This is a genomic window from Streptomyces sp. NPDC048584 (genome assembly GCF_043199595.1).
In the GTDB taxonomy this organism is placed as follows: Bacteria; Actinomycetota; Actinomycetes; order Streptomycetales; family Streptomycetaceae; genus Streptomyces; species Streptomyces edwardsiae.
In genome coordinates, this window is the sequence record NZ_JBICWF010000011.1 from 215424 (window position 1) to 229541 (window position 14118).

At 72.2% G+C, this 14118-nt stretch carries 15 protein-coding genes; 6 read left to right on the forward strand and 9 right to left on the reverse strand.

Features of this window, described 5'->3' with window-relative positions:
- The first annotated feature begins 54 nt into the window (after positions 1-54).
- The 3 genes from ACGFR9_RS24680 to ACGFR9_RS24690 all read left to right on the forward strand — a co-directional run bounded on the left by ACGFR9_RS24680 (position 55) and on the right by ACGFR9_RS24690 (position 2738).
- The gene (locus tag ACGFR9_RS24680; protein ID WP_393212211.1) at positions 55-777 is read left to right on the forward strand and encodes a TetR/AcrR family transcriptional regulator; all 723 of its coding nucleotides are present in this window, start codon (positions 55-57) and stop codon (positions 775-777) included.
- 87 nt (positions 778-864) lie between these two features.
- Entirely contained in the window at positions 865-2076 is a 1212-nt protein-coding gene (locus ACGFR9_RS24685; RefSeq protein ID WP_393212213.1) for a sensor histidine kinase, read from the forward strand.
- Positions 2073-2738, forward strand: coding sequence for a response regulator (locus ACGFR9_RS24690; RefSeq protein ID WP_393212215.1), 666 nt, complete (start codon positions 2073-2075; stop codon positions 2736-2738). The genes ACGFR9_RS24685 and ACGFR9_RS24690 overlap by 4 nt, the downstream gene beginning before the upstream one ends.
- On the opposite strand, the gene ACGFR9_RS24695 is transcribed toward ACGFR9_RS24690, so the two are convergent.
- Positions 2699-2983, reverse strand: a complete 285-nt coding sequence (locus tag ACGFR9_RS24695) for a DUF6332 family protein (protein WP_393212217.1) — start codon at positions 2981-2983, stop codon at positions 2699-2701. The two genes, ACGFR9_RS24690 and ACGFR9_RS24695, sit on opposite strands and share 40 nt — an antisense overlap.
- 111 nt (positions 2984-3094) lie before the next feature.
- Between ACGFR9_RS24695 and ACGFR9_RS24700 the strand changes: the two genes are divergently transcribed.
- Positions 3095-3487 carry a MarR family winged helix-turn-helix transcriptional regulator gene (locus ACGFR9_RS24700; protein ID WP_393212219.1) on the forward strand — a complete coding sequence of 131 codons (393 nt, stop codon included), beginning with the start codon at positions 3095-3097 and terminating at the stop codon, positions 3485-3487.
- 24 nt (positions 3488-3511) lie between these two features.
- On the opposite strand, the gene ACGFR9_RS24705 is transcribed toward ACGFR9_RS24700, so the two are convergent.
- The 3 genes from ACGFR9_RS24705 to ACGFR9_RS24715 all read right to left on the reverse strand — a co-directional run bounded on the left by ACGFR9_RS24705 (position 3512) and on the right by ACGFR9_RS24715 (position 6474).
- Positions 3512-4246: a maleylpyruvate isomerase family mycothiol-dependent enzyme gene (locus ACGFR9_RS24705; RefSeq protein WP_393212221.1), complete on the reverse strand. Its 735-nt coding sequence runs from the start codon at positions 4244-4246 to the stop codon at positions 3512-3514.
- Between the two features lie 36 nt (positions 4247-4282).
- Complete coding sequence (locus ACGFR9_RS24710) at positions 4283-5161, reverse strand: glucose 1-dehydrogenase (RefSeq protein WP_393212223.1); 879 nt, start codon at positions 5159-5161, stop codon at positions 4283-4285.
- Between the two features lie 146 nt (positions 5162-5307).
- Entirely contained in the window at positions 5308-6474 is a 1167-nt protein-coding gene (locus tag ACGFR9_RS24715; RefSeq protein WP_393212316.1) for an MFS transporter, read from the reverse strand.
- A 241-nt stretch (positions 6475-6715) separates the two neighbouring features.
- Here ACGFR9_RS24715 and ACGFR9_RS24720 point away from each other — a divergent pair, with 241 nt between their 5' ends.
- Positions 6716-7177, forward strand: a complete 462-nt coding sequence (locus ACGFR9_RS24720) for a hypothetical protein (RefSeq protein ID WP_393212225.1) — start codon at positions 6716-6718, stop codon at positions 7175-7177.
- Between the two features lie 103 nt (positions 7178-7280).
- Entirely contained in the window at positions 7281-7976 is a 696-nt protein-coding gene (locus ACGFR9_RS24725; RefSeq protein WP_393212227.1) for a class F sortase, read from the forward strand.
- Between the two features lie 54 nt (positions 7977-8030).
- Here the strand turns inward: ACGFR9_RS24725 and ACGFR9_RS24730 are convergent, their stop codons facing one another.
- The 5 genes from ACGFR9_RS24730 to ACGFR9_RS24750 form a co-directional block, all read right to left on the reverse strand.
- Positions 8031-9668: a cellulase family glycosylhydrolase gene (locus ACGFR9_RS24730; RefSeq protein ID WP_393212229.1), complete on the reverse strand. Its 1638-nt coding sequence runs from the start codon at positions 9666-9668 to the stop codon at positions 8031-8033.
- Positions 9669-9733: 65 nt separating this feature from the next.
- The gene (locus tag ACGFR9_RS24735) at positions 9734-10825 is read right to left on the reverse strand and encodes a GDSL-type esterase/lipase family protein (protein WP_393212231.1); all 1092 of its coding nucleotides are present in this window, start codon (positions 10823-10825) and stop codon (positions 9734-9736) included.
- A gap of 161 nt (positions 10826-10986) precedes the next feature.
- Positions 10987-12492 (reverse strand): tripartite tricarboxylate transporter permease, encoded by a 1506-nt coding sequence (locus ACGFR9_RS24740; RefSeq protein ID WP_393212233.1) that lies wholly within the window; start codon positions 12490-12492, stop codon positions 10987-10989.
- Between the two features lies 1 nt (position 12493).
- Positions 12494-13036, reverse strand: coding sequence for a tripartite tricarboxylate transporter TctB family protein (locus tag ACGFR9_RS24745; protein WP_393212235.1), 543 nt, complete (start codon positions 13034-13036; stop codon positions 12494-12496).
- The gene (locus ACGFR9_RS24750; protein WP_393212318.1) at positions 13033-14016 is read right to left on the reverse strand and encodes a Bug family tripartite tricarboxylate transporter substrate binding protein; all 984 of its coding nucleotides are present in this window, start codon (positions 14014-14016) and stop codon (positions 13033-13035) included. The genes ACGFR9_RS24745 and ACGFR9_RS24750 overlap by 4 nt, the downstream gene beginning before the upstream one ends.
- Positions 14017-14118: the final 102 nt, after the last annotated feature.

The window sequence follows — 14118 nt, forward strand, 5'->3', positions numbered from 1 at the left end:
GAGCAGTGCTCTCGTTTGCGTGCACCGCTCTCGAATTCATGGGAGACTGACCCCATGACCAGCTCCACACACGGCGTCCGCGCCCGGGCCAGGATCGAAGTCACGGCGGCCATCAAGGAAGAGGCCCGCAGACAGCTCGCGCACGAAGGCGCCACCAAACTGTCGCTGCGGGCCGTCGCCCGGGAGCTCGGCATGGCCTCCTCCGCCCTCTACCGGTACTTCCCCAGCCGTGACGACCTGCTGACCGCCCTGATCATCGACGCCTACGAGTCCCTCGGCGCCGCGGCCGAGGCAGCCCGGGACGCGGCCGCCGACGCCGGACCGGTGCGGCGCTGGACCGCCGTGTGCGAGGGCGTCCGCGCCTGGGCGCTCGCGCATTCCCACGAGTACGCGCTGATCTACGGCACACCGGTGCCGGGCTACACCGCGCCCGACACGACCGTGCCCGCCGCCGAACGCTCCGCTCTCGTCATCATCGGCATCCTCCGCGACGCACAGCGCGGCCTCGGCCTCGCCAAGCCCGCCCTGCCGGACGACCTGCGCCCCGAGGCCGTGCGCATGGCCTCGGACCTCGCCCCCGACCTGCCGCCCGAGGTGGTGGCGACGATGGTGGCCGCCTGGGCCCAGCTGTTCGGGCTGATCGGGTTCGAGCTGTTCGGGCAGTTCAACCGGGTGGTGGAGGACCGCGACACGTTCTTCCGGCACGCGGTGGGACAACTCGCGCACACCGTGGGCCTGGTGTATCCGCAGGAGGGGCCCTCGGGCGGGCCCTCGTAGGCGGACGGACGTACTTCGCCGGGAGTACGCGCGATCACCACGCCGGGCTGACGTCGCACCGGGCGTCCGGCGTCTAGCGTGACGGACATGGACGAACAGCGCGGACCCTGGGGCGGACCACCGGGCCGGTGGCGCCCCGGGCGGCCGCTCGAGCAGGGCGGGAGTCCCCGGTGGCCCTGGCGTTCCACCGCGCTGGTCACGGCGTTCGTGCTGATCGGCTCCCAGTTCGCCGATCACGCCCAGCACGGCGAGCGGGCCGCCCTGGACCCCGCCGCACGGCTCCTGCTGCTGGCGTCGGGCGTGACGCTGCTGTGGCGGCGGCGCCACCCCGTGCCCGTGGTGTTCGCCGCCGTCGCCGCCGTCCTGGTCTACGTCGGGGCCGGTTACCCGTACGGGCCGGTGTTCCTCACCGTCGCCGTGGCCTGCTTCAGCGCCGTCGTCTCCGGACACCGGCACGCGACCTGGGCGGCGATGGGGGCCCTGTGGGCGGGGCATGTGCTGATCTCCCAGGTGCTGTACCGGTGGCTGCCACCGTCCGGCGACGGCGCCGCCTCCTGGAACCAGGAGATCGTGATCGCCACCTGGGTGGTGGCGCTCGTCGCGGTGTCGGAACTGGCCAGGACCCGCCGTGAGCAGTGGGCGCGGGAGCGGGCCGAACGGGCCCAGGCGGCGCGGCGGCGCGCGGACGAGGAGCGGCTGCGGATCGCCCGCGAACTGCACGACGTGCTCGCGCACAGCATCTCGGTCATCAATGTGCAGGCCGGCGTCGGCCTCGCGTTGCTGGACAGCGACCCGGAGCAGGCCCGCGGCGCGCTCACCACCATCAAGGAACAGAGCAAGGAGGCGCTCGGGGAGGTGCGCCAGGTGCTCGACACCCTGCGCGCGCCGGGTGCCGCGCCGCGCGCCCCGGCGCCCGGCCTGGACCGGCTTGCGGAACTGGTGGACCAGGCCGCGAGCGCGGGCCTCACCGTGACCGTCGAGGGGGAGCCGCCCCGGCTGCCGCCCGGCGCGGACCTGGCGGCCTTCCGCATCGTCCAGGAGGCCCTCACCAACGTCGTACGGCACTCGGGCTCGCGCGAGGCGCGGGTGCGGATCGAACACGGCGAGGGGCGGCTGCGGCTGCGCGTCGACGACGACGGTCCCGCCACCGGTGCCGACGCGGGCGGCGGCGGGAACGGGCTGGCCGGGATGCGGGAGCGGGCCGCCGCGCTGGATGGCACCATCGAGGCGGGCCCGCGCCCCGACGGCGGGTTCCGGGTGCTCGCCGTACTTCCGATCGAAGCCGAGGACGACCGGTGATCCGTGTACTGCTCGCCGACGACCAGTCACTGGTCCGGGCAGGTTTCCGCGCGCTGCTGGACGCGCAGCCGGACATCGGGGTGGCGGGGGAGGCGTCCGACGGCGAGGAGGCCGTCCGGCTGATCCGCGAACTGCGGCCCGACGTCGTGCTGATGGACATCCGTATGCCCGCACTCGACGGTCTCGCGGCCACCCGCCGGGTGACCCGGGACCCGGATCTGGCGGATGTGAGGGTGGTCATGCTCACCACCTTCGAACTCGACGAGTACGTCTTCGAGGCGATCCGTTCAGGAGCCTCGGGCTTCCTGGTCAAGGACACCGAGCCGGAGGAACTGCTGCGCGCGGTGCGGGCGGTGGTCGACGGTGACGCGCTGCTGTCGCCCGGGGTGACCCGGCGGCTGATCGCCGAGTTCGCGGCCCGTTCCAAGGAACCGGCCGCCGTCGGCGCCCTGTCCGCGCTCACCGAGCGGGAACGGGAGGTCATGGCGTTGGTCGGCATGGGCCTGTCCAACGAGGAGATCGCCCGCCGGCTGGTGGTCAGCCCGCTCACCGCCAAGACCCACGTCAGCCGCACCATGGTGAAACTGGGTGCCCGTGACCGGGCCCAACTGGTGGTGCTGGCCTACGAGTCGGGATTGGTGCGGCCGGGCTGGCTGGGCTGACCCGCCCGCCGGAACCGGACCAGCACGGCGACCGTGCGGACGGCGAACAGGACCGCCGCGAGGACGACTCCGGCGTGCGGCAGCACCGTCTCGACGATGTCCGGCAGCGAGAAGAGCAGTGCCGGCCCCGCCACCGCCCCGAGGACCAGCGCGGCCGCGAACGCCGCGCTGACCAGCGCGTACCCGATCTCCACGGTGATGGCGTCCCGCTCCGCCTGGCTCCGCCGGCCCCCGTACCCCGTCATGTCAGCCCCCTGGTTCCGGTCACCCGAGGAGTGAAACAGGCGGGCGCCCGGCGGACAAGCGGCCCGCAGGCGCCCCCTGGAAGAGAAGCGGCTCTCTGCTACGGTGCGCCCATGGCGGCGGACCAGGCCGAACAGGCGCTCGTGGAACGGTGGCGCGGCGTACTCGCGCTGCAAACGCGCACCCAGTGCGAGATCGACCGCGCTCTGCACGAACACGGCCTGTGCGCCAGCGACTTCGAGGTCCTCGACATCCTCGCCCAGAACCGGGGATCGGGCGGCTGCTCCTACCGCGTCCAGGAGATCTCCGAGCATGTCCATCTGAGCCAGAGCGCGCTGTCCCGGCTGATCGCCCGGCTGGAGAAGGAGGGCCTCGCCGAGCGCGGGCTCTGCCCGGAGGACCGGCGCGGCGTACGGGTCTCGCTCACGGCGAAGGGACGCGCACTGCACGGCGAGGTGCTGCCCGTACAGCGCGCGGTACTGGCCCGGATGCTCGCGGACGGCTGAGCGACGGGGCTCCGGAGGGCCGTCTCAGATGACGGCGGACGTCTCCCGCCACAGGGCGGCGAGCCCCGGATCGCCGGACACCGCCGGCACCGGCGCCCGGTTCCACAGCGCGAGATACAACTGCTCGGCCGTTCCGGACAGTTCGCACTCCGCCTCACCGGACCCGTCCCGCGTGGTCACGGGCGGCTCCTGGGACAGCCGTACGGTCCACACCCCGTCCGCGTCGGTCGCGCGCACCCGCAGGATCCTGGGCGCCTCGGTGCGCACCCGGCTCCGTGCCCGCGCGTGGAAGCCGCGCAGCAGCTCGTCGACACCGTCCGCCGCGAAGTCCGCGGCGACGGGTGACGGCGTGCCGCCGCCGGCCGACTCCGCGTCGAACCGGTGGACGGTCGTCTCGTGTGCCTGCCGGCGGGCCCAGAACGCGAGCGCGGAGGGTGCTCCCGGCAGAAAGGTGAAACACTCCACGCCGGGCGCCGAACCCGCCAGGGTGCCCACCAGACGCCGGTGGCCGTCGCGGTACCAGTCCACCAGCGCGGGGCCGTCCAGCTCCGGCGGCTCACCCATCGGGCGGGGCCCGGTGTGCCCGTCCGCGACGAAGGCCGCGGCCCACCGGTGCACCACGCCCGTGTGCCGGAGCAGGTCCCGGACGCGCCACCCCGGGCAGGCCGGGACGACGGCGTCCGTACCCGTCCGCTCGGCGGCTTCGGCGAGCGACCGGCCTTCCTTCTCCAGGATTCCGAGGTACCGGGCTGTGTCCATGGGCAGGATTGTGTCGTACGGACGTTCGCCCGTGACCTACGGAAGCGGGGTTCCGCCCGTCGCGTTGACGATCTCGGCGGTGATGTACGACGCCTCCTGTGAGGCCAGGAAGACGTACGCCGGGGCCATCTCGGCCGGCTGGGCGGGACGCCCTATGGGCGCCTGCTTGCCGAACTCCGTGGTGTCCGGCAGGGTCGCCGGGATCAGCGGCGTCCACACCGGGCCCGGCGCCACGGCGTTGACCCGGATGCCCCGCTCGATCAGCATCTGCGCGAGCCCCTGGGTGAACGTGACGACGGCGCCCTTCGTGGTCGCGTAGTCCAGCAGGTGCGGGCTCGGCTTGTACGCCTGTACGGACGCCGAGTTGATGACGCTGCCGCCCTCCCGCATGTGCGGCACGGCCAGCTTGCACAGCCAGAACATGCCGTACAGGTTGGTGCGCATCACCCGGTCGAACTGCTCGGTGGAGATCGCCTCGATGCCGTCGGGCTGCGACATCTGGTACGCCGCGTTGTTCACCAGGATGTCGATCCGGCCGAACTCGGACACGGCGCGGTCGATCAACGCCCGGCAGTTCTCCTCCTCCCGTACGTCGCACGCGACCGGCACGGCCCGCCGTCCGGCCTCCTCCACCCACCGAGCCGTCTCGGCGGCCTCGTCCTTCTCGCTGTCGAGATGCGTGAAGACCACGTCCGCGCCCTCACGGGCGAACGCCAGGGCGACCGCCCGGCCGATCCCGGAGTCCCCGCCCGTGATCACGGCCTTCCGGTCCGTCAGCCGGCCGCTGCCCCGGTAGGAGTCCTCCCCGTGGTCCGGCGGCGGGTCCATGGGCCCGGTCCAGCCGGGATGCGGCTGGTCCTGGGACGGGAAATCGGGGGCCGGGTACTGCTCGACGGGATGCTGCTGTTCGGTCACGGTCACTCCCGTATCCGTGGAGGGGCGGTCGGTCCTCGCGTCCGACGGCGCGGGGCCGGCGGACTCCGACGCCGGGTACCCCGGCACCACGTATCCGATCCGGCGCGTCCGGCCGTGCCACCCGGACGGCCGGGAGACCTACGGGGTCAGTCCGTGCTCACCCGGCGGGTCGCGAAACCGATGGCGGTGGCCACCGCCGCCAGCACCGCCACGCTCGTCAGCGCGGCCGGCAGACTGAACCAGTCCGCCAAGAAACCGATCGCGGGCGGGCCGAGCAGCATGCCGCCGTAGCCGAGGGTGGAGGCGGTGGCGACCCCGCTCGGGCCGGCCAGCGCGCCGGCCCGCTCGACGGCCACGGGGAACAGGTTGGCGAGCCCGAGGCCGGTCACCGCGTAGCCGAGCAGAGCCGCCCACAGGGTCGGCGCGAGCGCGCCCAGCAGCATGCCGGCCGACGCGGTGGAACCGCCCACGAGCACCGTACGGGTCCGGCCCAGCCGTTCCAGCAGCGTCGTCCCCGAGAGCCGCCCGATCGTCATCGCGAGCGCGAACAGCGAGTACCCGACGGCCGCGGTGCCCGGCGACGCGTCGAGGTCCTCCTCCAGGTGGAGCGCGCCCCAGTCGGCCAGCGCCCCCTCGCCGTACGCCGTGCACAGGGCGATGAGCCCGAAGACGATCACCAGCGCGCGGGTACGGCGGTCAGGCCGGCGGGGTGTGCCGTCCCGCTCGGCTCGTCCCGCGTCCGCCGGGGTCAGCGGCTCGCAGCGCATCAGCGCCCGCCCCGCGACGGCCGTCACGAGCAGCCCCACGACGGCGAGCCCCCACAGATGCCGGGTCGGCGACAGCGAACCGGCCACCAGCGCGCCCAGCCCCGCGCCGACCATGCCGCCCAGACTGAACGCGGCGTGGAAGCTCGGCATGATGGGCCGCCTCAGCGCGGCCACCAGATTGACGGCGGCGCTGTTGAAGGCGACGTTGATCCCGCCGTACGCCGCTCCGAACAGCAGCAGGACGACGCCGAGCGCGACGGGGGAATGGGTCAGCGGCGGCAGACCCACGCTGAGGCAGAGCAGCACCGCGCAGACGACCGTGACGAGATGGCTGCCGTACCGGCGGCACAGGCGGCCGGTGAGCGTCATGGTGATCACGGCCCCGGCTGAGACACCGAGCAGGGCGAGCCCGAGGGTGCTCGCGGAGGCGCCGGTCTGTTCCTTGATGGCGGGGATGCGCACCACCCAGCCGGCGAAGACGAAGCCGTCGAGGGCGAAGAACGCGGTCAGGGCGAGACGGAGTCGGACGAGGTCGGTACCCGGCACCACACCGTGCGAACGGGTTTTGTTTATGAGCGGCACAAACTCAGGCTAGGCGGCGACACCGGCCCGGGGCAAGAAGGGCCCGGGGCGGCCGGTGTGCCGCCGGAGGAGTGGAGCGTTAACCCGTGTGAACGTCCCGGATGGTGGAGCCGGGTGCCATGAATGAGCGTGGATCACGCCGGAGAGCGGGACATTCGTGCTGACGAGGAGTCAGCTGCCCGGCCTCCCGTGGAAGGACTCTCAGATGCGCTCTGCCCGCATGGTGCTCGCCATCGCGACGGCCACGGCGGCCCTCGCCATCGCCGCGCCCGCAGCCTACGCCGACCACTCGGGCGAAGGGGACCACGACAAGTCTTCCTACAGCAAGGAGTACGACAAGGAGAGCAAGCACGACAAGCCGTACGGCGGGATGCACACCGGCGGCGGGGCGCTGACCGCCGCGAACGAGGAGGACTGGGGCACCGACAAGGACCCCAAGTACGACCCCGAGACGTACAAGGAGAAGGACGACTCGTCGAGCGAGGAGTCCTGGAGCGGCAAGCAGGACAAGGAAGGGAACCACGAGAAGCCGCGCGGCGGGGTGCACACCGGCGGTGGCGGGCTCGCCGAGCCCGGAGTCACCGGGGGCGGCCTGGCCGCGCTGGCCGTCCTGGGTGCCGGCGCCTACGCGCTGCGCCGCAAGAAGGCCGCCGGCAGCGTGGCCTGAGCCGTGTCCGGTGCCATAACGGGGCCGTCGTACGCGCCTGGCGCGTCACGACGGCCCCGCTCGCCCGTCCGTGTGCCGTGCCCGATTGAGGTGGTTCCCCCCGATGCCGGCCAGTCCCCCTTCCCCCCTCGAAACCGAACAGCCGCCGCCGGCGAGGCGCCGACTGCGCGCGATCATGACGGCGGTCTTCTGGAGCGGAGCCGGCGTGCTGCTGGCCGTGACGCTCATGGGCGGAGGCGAGGCTCCCCCCGACGACGCCCACGGACCGCGCGCGGCGTCCGCGGCCTCCGCCGCACCGTCCCCCGCCGCGAGCGCACCCGCCGCCGGCAAGCCCGCCGGTCCGCATCTGCCCCGGTCCGAGCCGACCCGGCTGCTCATTCCCGCCATCGGCGTCGACGCCCCCTTCACGGACCTCGCCATCGACGCCAAGGGCCGGCTCGAGCCGCCGCCCGCCCACGACACCAACCTCGTCGGCTGGTACGCCAAGGGCGTCTCCCCGGGCGAACGCGGTACGGCGATCATCGCGGGTCACGTCGACACGGCGACGTCCGCGGCCGTGTTCGTGCGGCTCGGCGAACTGGAGAAGGGCGACCGCTTCCGGGTGCTGCGCGCCGACGGCGGCAAGGCGACGTTCGTGGTCGACGAGACGGAGTCCTTCGCCAAGGACGACTTCCCCAACGACCGCGTGTACGCCGACACCCCCGACGCCCAGGTGCGGCTCATCACCTGCTCGGGGTCGTACGACCATGCCGTCCGGGACTACACGGAGAACCTGGTGGTCTTCGCCCACCTCGTCTGAGCCGGAGCCGGGGCTGCCCGGAAGGCGGGAGGGTGCCTTCCGGGCAGCGGTCGGTCAGGCCACCGAACAGCCGGCGCCGTTGAGGGTGAACGCGGTGGGGCTGGGGTTGGTGCCGGTCCGCGAGGCCGTGAAGCCGAGGCTGACCGAGCCGGACGCGGGGATCGCCGCGGTGTAGGAGGCGGCGGTCACGCTGACGTCGGCGCCGCTCTGCGCCGGGGTGCCGCCCCACATGTTGGTGATCCGCTGATCGGCGGGGAAGGCCCAGACCAGCGTCCAGCCGTTGATCGCCGAGCTGCCCGTGTTGCGGACCGTGACCTCGCCCTGGAATCCGCCGGGCCACTCGCTCGTCACCCGGTAGCCGATCTCGCAGGTACCCGTGGAGGAACCGGGGGAGGTGGTGACGGTGACCGTGGCGGAGCGCTGCGAGCGGTTGCCGGCGGCGTCCCGGGCGTAGACGGCGAAGGTGTAGGACGTGTCCGGGGAGAGGCCGGTGACGGTCGCGGAGGTGCCGGCCGTCGTGGTGACGGCACTCTCCTGACCGCCGCTGATCCGCACCACGTCATAGCCGGTGACGCCGACCGTGTCGGTGGCGGCGCCCCAGGTGAGGGTCGCGGACGAGGAACTCACCGCCGAGGCGCTCGGGGTGCCGGGAGCGGTCGGGGCCGTGGTGTCGTCGTTCGACCCGGAGCCGTAGACCGCGGCCTCCTCGGACGTGGCGGCGATACCGTTCGCCCCGTCGAAGATCCGCTGACCCCAGCTGGTCAGCTGGTTCGGGTCGAAGTTCGTGACCATGTCCAGGTACTCGACACCGCCGCCGTTGCCGCTCCAGGACCAGCCGAGATAGCCCAGGCCCAACTGCTGGGTGACAGCCAGGATGGTGTCCTCGTCCGGGTTGCCGTCGGAGTGGTTGTGGCCGAACTCGCCCACCACGATGGGGAGTTTGGCGGAGACGAAGCGTCCCAGGTAGTCGCTGATCTCGGCGGCCGTGTCGAAGACGCCGTACATGTGGATGGAGAAGACCGTGTTGGCGTCCGGGTCGGCGGCGAAGACCGAGGCCGCGTTGTCGCGCATCGTGAACGCCCAGTCCTGGCCCCAGTTGGGGGCGTCGACCATCAGCGTGTGGCCGAACCCGGCGTTGCGCAGCTTCTGGATCGCCGCCTTGGTGTCGGCCGTCCAGGCGGTGTAGTTCGTGTTGCCGTACGGCTCGTTGCCGATGTTGACGATGACATGGTCCTCCTGGCCGGCGAGGGCGCTCCGGACGCCGATCCAGTAGTCGGCGGCCTGGGAGAGGGTGGCCGCTCCGCTCTGCTCGCCGTAGCCGGTGGTGTCGTGCACCTCCAGGACGCAGATCAGCCGGTTCTGCTTGCACTGCGCCACGACATTCGCCACGTCGGAGGCGTCGTTGCGGGTCCAGCGCTGGCCGCTCGCGAGGACCACCCGCACGGTGTTGGCGCCCTTGGCCTTGATGTGCGCCAGCGAGCTGATCCGGTCGGGGTACCAGGTGTGCGCGTGGTTGACACCGCGCATCACGAAGTCGTTCCCGGACGCCTCCAGGAGCCGGCCGTTCTCCACCTGGAACCCGGTGGGCGCCGCGTGCGCCGGAGTGGCGAGGACGAGGAGGGGGAGCAGGAGCCCCAGGACGGCGGCGAGGAGGCCGACGGCTCGTGGGGAGTCGGGCATACGGTGTCTCATGGCGGCTCCAGTGGGGGTGCGGTCGTTGTTCACGGTGCGCGGGGGACCGTGCGGCGTTCCGTCCGTCAGGAAGTGGCCGTGCAGTCGACGGTCGCCGTCGGGGTGGCGGAGGTCGCCGAGGTGGTGGCGATGAAACCGAAGGCGGTGCTCGCGTCGGGGGCGAGGGTCCCGTTCCAGCTCGCGTTGGTGACGGAGGCCGTGCCGTCGGCGGTGGTGCCGAGGGTGCCGTTCCAGAGCTGACTCACCCGGGCGCCGTCGGCCGGTACGACCGTCACCGTCCAGCCCGTGAGGGGTGCGGCGGAGGTGTTGCGTACCGTCACCTCGGCCTGGTAGCCGCCCTGCCAGGTGGACACGGCCCGGAAGGACGCGGTGCAGGTGGCGTCACCGGGCTCGGTCGGGTCGTCGGGGTCGTTGGGGACGCCCGCGTCCAGGATCGCGTCCAGGGCCGGGAACCAGCGTGCGGCGATCTTCACGTTGCCGGCGTCGTTCGGGTGCACGCCGTCGTAGGTGTCGGTGGCCGTGTCGAAGCCCGTCCACTGGTCGACCACGGTCACCGGGGAGCGGTCGGTGTCCGTCGCCGCCGCCCACGCGGGGATCCTGGCGTTGAAGTCGACCACGCGCTGGGCGCAGGCGGCACATGTGCTCGGGTTCATCGGAATGATCTGCGCGACGAGCACCCGCATGTCCGGGTCGGACTCCCGCATCTGGCCCACGAGCTCGGTGTAGGCGGCGAGGATGCGGTCGGGGGCCACGCCGCTCCAGACGTCATTGGTGCCGAAGTGCATGACAACGATGTCCGGCCGTGTCGCCGCCAGCCGTGCGGGCAGCAGGTTCTGGTCGGCGACGTTGGTGACCAGTTCGCCGCCGTGTCCCTCGTTGTCGCCGTCGTGCGCCACACCGCAGCCCTGAGCGGGCAGCGTGCCGACGAAGTCGATGTCCGTGTGCCCGGCGGCCACCAGCCGGTTCCACAGCAGGGCCCGCCAGCAGCCCGGCGAACCGGTGATGGAGTCGCCCAGCGGCATGACGCGGACGGGGTCGGCCGCCGCCGGTGCGGCCGTCGCGCCCGGCGCGAGGATCAGCCCGAGGGGGAGGAGCAGGGCGGCCAGCAGGCCGAGGAGCGGAAGCGTGCGTAAGCGTAAGAGGCGTGTGTCGCGCATGGTTTCCCCTTCCCTGGATGAGGTGGGAGCGCTCCCATCCGGGACATCAAGCCACTGTTGTCATTGACGCGTCAAGGGCTTGGACATGATTGCGGTTGCGGCGCCGCGGCGTCCGTACGCCGTCGGGGCACGGCCCGATGAGCCGCGCCCCGACCGGCGAATCACGCGTTCGATCGGGTCCGGGCGCCCTTGCGGGGCAGCGCCCTGCGCACCAGCGGCCAGGCCAGCAGCAGCACGACGACCGCGTAAACAATCACCGAGAACGGCGTGTCGACCAGACCCGTGACGCTGCCGTCGCTGATCTGCAGGGCGCGGCGCAACTGCTGTTCGGCCGCCGGGCCGAGGATGACCCCGATGATCGCGGGCAGTACCGGCAGACCGTACCGCCGCATCCCGAAGCCGATCAGACCGATGATCAGCAGGATCACCAGGTCGATCACCTCACCGCCGACCGCGTACGCGCCCACCGCCGCGAAGAACATGATCCCGGCGTAGAGGTACGGCCGCGGGATGCGCAGCAGCTTCGCCCACACCGGCGCCAGCGGCAGGTTGAGGGCGAGCAGCAGCACCATGCCGACGAACAGCGAGGCGATCAGGCCCCACACCAGGTCCGGTTCGCGCTCGAAGAGCAGCGGGCCCGGCTGGATGCCGTACTGCTGGAACGCGGCCAGCATCACCGCCGCGACCGCCGTCGTCGGCAGGCCCAGGGTCAGCATGGACACCAGCGTGCCCGCCGCCGAGGCCGACGCGGCCGACTCCGGACCCGCGACACCCTCGATGGCGCCCTTGCCCCACTCGTCCTTGTGCTTCGACAGCCGCTTCTCCGTGACATACGACAGGAAGGTCGGGATCTCCGCGCCGCCCGCCGGGATCGCGCCGAACGGGAAGCCGATGAACGGGCCGCGTGCCCAGGACTTCCAGGTGCGCCGCACATCGGCGCGGCCCAGCCACGGCCGGCCCACCGGGATCGGGTCCGGCGGCCGGCGCCGCAGATGCGCCGCCACCCACAGCGCCTCACCGATGGCGAACAGGCCCACCGCGACGATCACCACATCGACACCGTCGGCGAGTTGCAGCGAACCGAACGTCAACCGCTGCTGTCCCGTCATCTGGTCCAGGCCCACCAGCCCGATCGTCAGCCCGATCAGCAGCGAGGCCAGGCCCCGGATCCGGGACGAACCGAGCACCGATGTCACGGCGATGAACGCCAGCACCATGATGGCGAAGTAGTCCGGGGCGCCGATGTCCACCGCCAGGTCCGCGACCGTCGGCGCCAGCACCACCAGCAGGATCGTGCCCACCATGCCGCCCGCGAAGTGCCCGATGGCGGCGGCCGCGAGGGCCTGTGCGCCGCGCCCCGACTTGGCCATGGGGTTGCCCTCCATGGCCGCGACCACGGCGGCGCTCTCACCGGGTGTGTTCAGCAGGATCGACGTCGTCGAACCGCCGAACATCGCGCCGTAGTAGATCCCGGCGAACATGATGAACGCGCCGGTCGGTTCCAGTCCGTACGTCACCGGCAGCAGCAGTGCCACCGCCATCGCCGGGCCGATGCCGGGCAGCACCCCGATCGCCGTGCCGAGCAGCACACCCACGGCGGCCCAGAGCAGGTTGAGCGGGCTGAGGGCCGTACCGAAGCCCTCCAGGAGGGAGTTGAGGGCGTTCATCTCACAGCACTCCCATCAGCGGACCGCCGGGCAGCGGCACTCCGAGCAGGTTGTCGAACACGGCGTAGGTGACGAAGGAGACCACCGCCGCGATCAGCGGATCGCGGTCGGTTCTGCGACTGCCGAGCGCGAAGGCCGCGCCCCAGAAGAGCAGCGCGCCCGCGACGGGGAAACCGAGCGGTTCGATGAGCACCGCGGACCCCAGGAACACGCCCGTCAGCAGCAACACCGTGCGCCAGTCGGCGGGTTCGGACAGATCGACGTCCTCGCCGGTCTCGGCCTGCCCCCGGCCCCCGCGCAGCACGTCGACGGCGAGCAGCGCGGCGATCACGAGCAGACCGGCGCCGACCACGACCGGCACGGTCCTCGGGCCGACGGGCCCGCGCTGCGTGATGTCGACGTCCATGGTGAGTGCGTCGGTGAGGACGAGCACACCGAGGGCCAGCAGCAGGACACAGACGCCGAGTTCGGAGTGGTCGCGGAGCCAGGTGCGGCGTCCTTGACCGGAGGTGCGGATGTTGTTGCCGTTGGTCGGCGTCGTCACAGTCCGAGCTCCTTCAGTACCGACACCACGCGCTTGTCCTCGGCGTCCAGGAACGCGCCGAACTTCTCGCCGGTCAGGAAGGCGTCGTCCCAGCCGTTGCGCTTCATCGACTCCCGCCACTCGTCCGAGTCATGCAACTCCTCGACCAGGCCCACGAGTTTGGTGCGCTCGGCGTCGGTCAGGCCGGGCGGGGCGACGATGCCGCGCCAGTTGGTGAAACTCACGTCGTAGCCCGCCTCCTGGAGCGTGGGCGCGTCGAGTCCCGAGACGCGCTCCGGGCCGGTGACCGCGAGCAGGCGCAGTTCGCCGGACTTGATCTGGTCGAGGTACTCACCGACACCGGAGACACCGAAGGCGACCTTGCTGCCGAGGATCGAGGCGAGCAGTTCGCCACCGCCGTCGAAGGGGATGTAGTTGACCTCCTTCGGCGGGATCCCGGCGGCCCGCGCCATCAGCATCGGCGCGAGATGGTCCGGCCCGCCGGGCGAGGAACCGCCGCCCACCGGAAGCTTGCCCGGGTTCTCCTTCCAGGCGCCGACCAGGTCGTCGACCGTCCTGTACGGGGAGTCCTTCGCCACCACGACGACGTCCTGCTCCTCGGTGAGCCGGGCGATCGGCGTGGTGTCCGCGAGGGTCTTCGGGGCGTCGTTGGAGCGGACGGCACCCACCACGCCCAGGCCCATCGACATGGCGAGCTTGCCGTTGCCGTGCTCGCTCACCAGCCGGCTCAGGCCCACCGTGCCGCCGGCGCCGGGCAGGTTGAACACCTCGATGCCGTGCGTGAGCCCGGCGTCCTCGGCGTTCTTCGCCGCCGTACGTGCCGTGATGTCGTAGCCGCCGCCGGGTGTGTTGGGAACCATGAAGCGCAGACCCGGGATCTGCGTGCCGGTCTCGGAGCCGCTGCCGGTCGTGAGCAGCGGCGGGCCCACGAGTACGAGCACGGCGGCCCCGAGCAGGGCGAGGGGTGTGCGCAGGCGCACGAAAGCCACCACCTGTCGGTCGGTCGTCTGGGATCACGCCAGGTCCCGTGGGGGAGAGTGACGCGGGCCACATGGTGCCCGCGTGTCGCCGGGCTGTCGCGC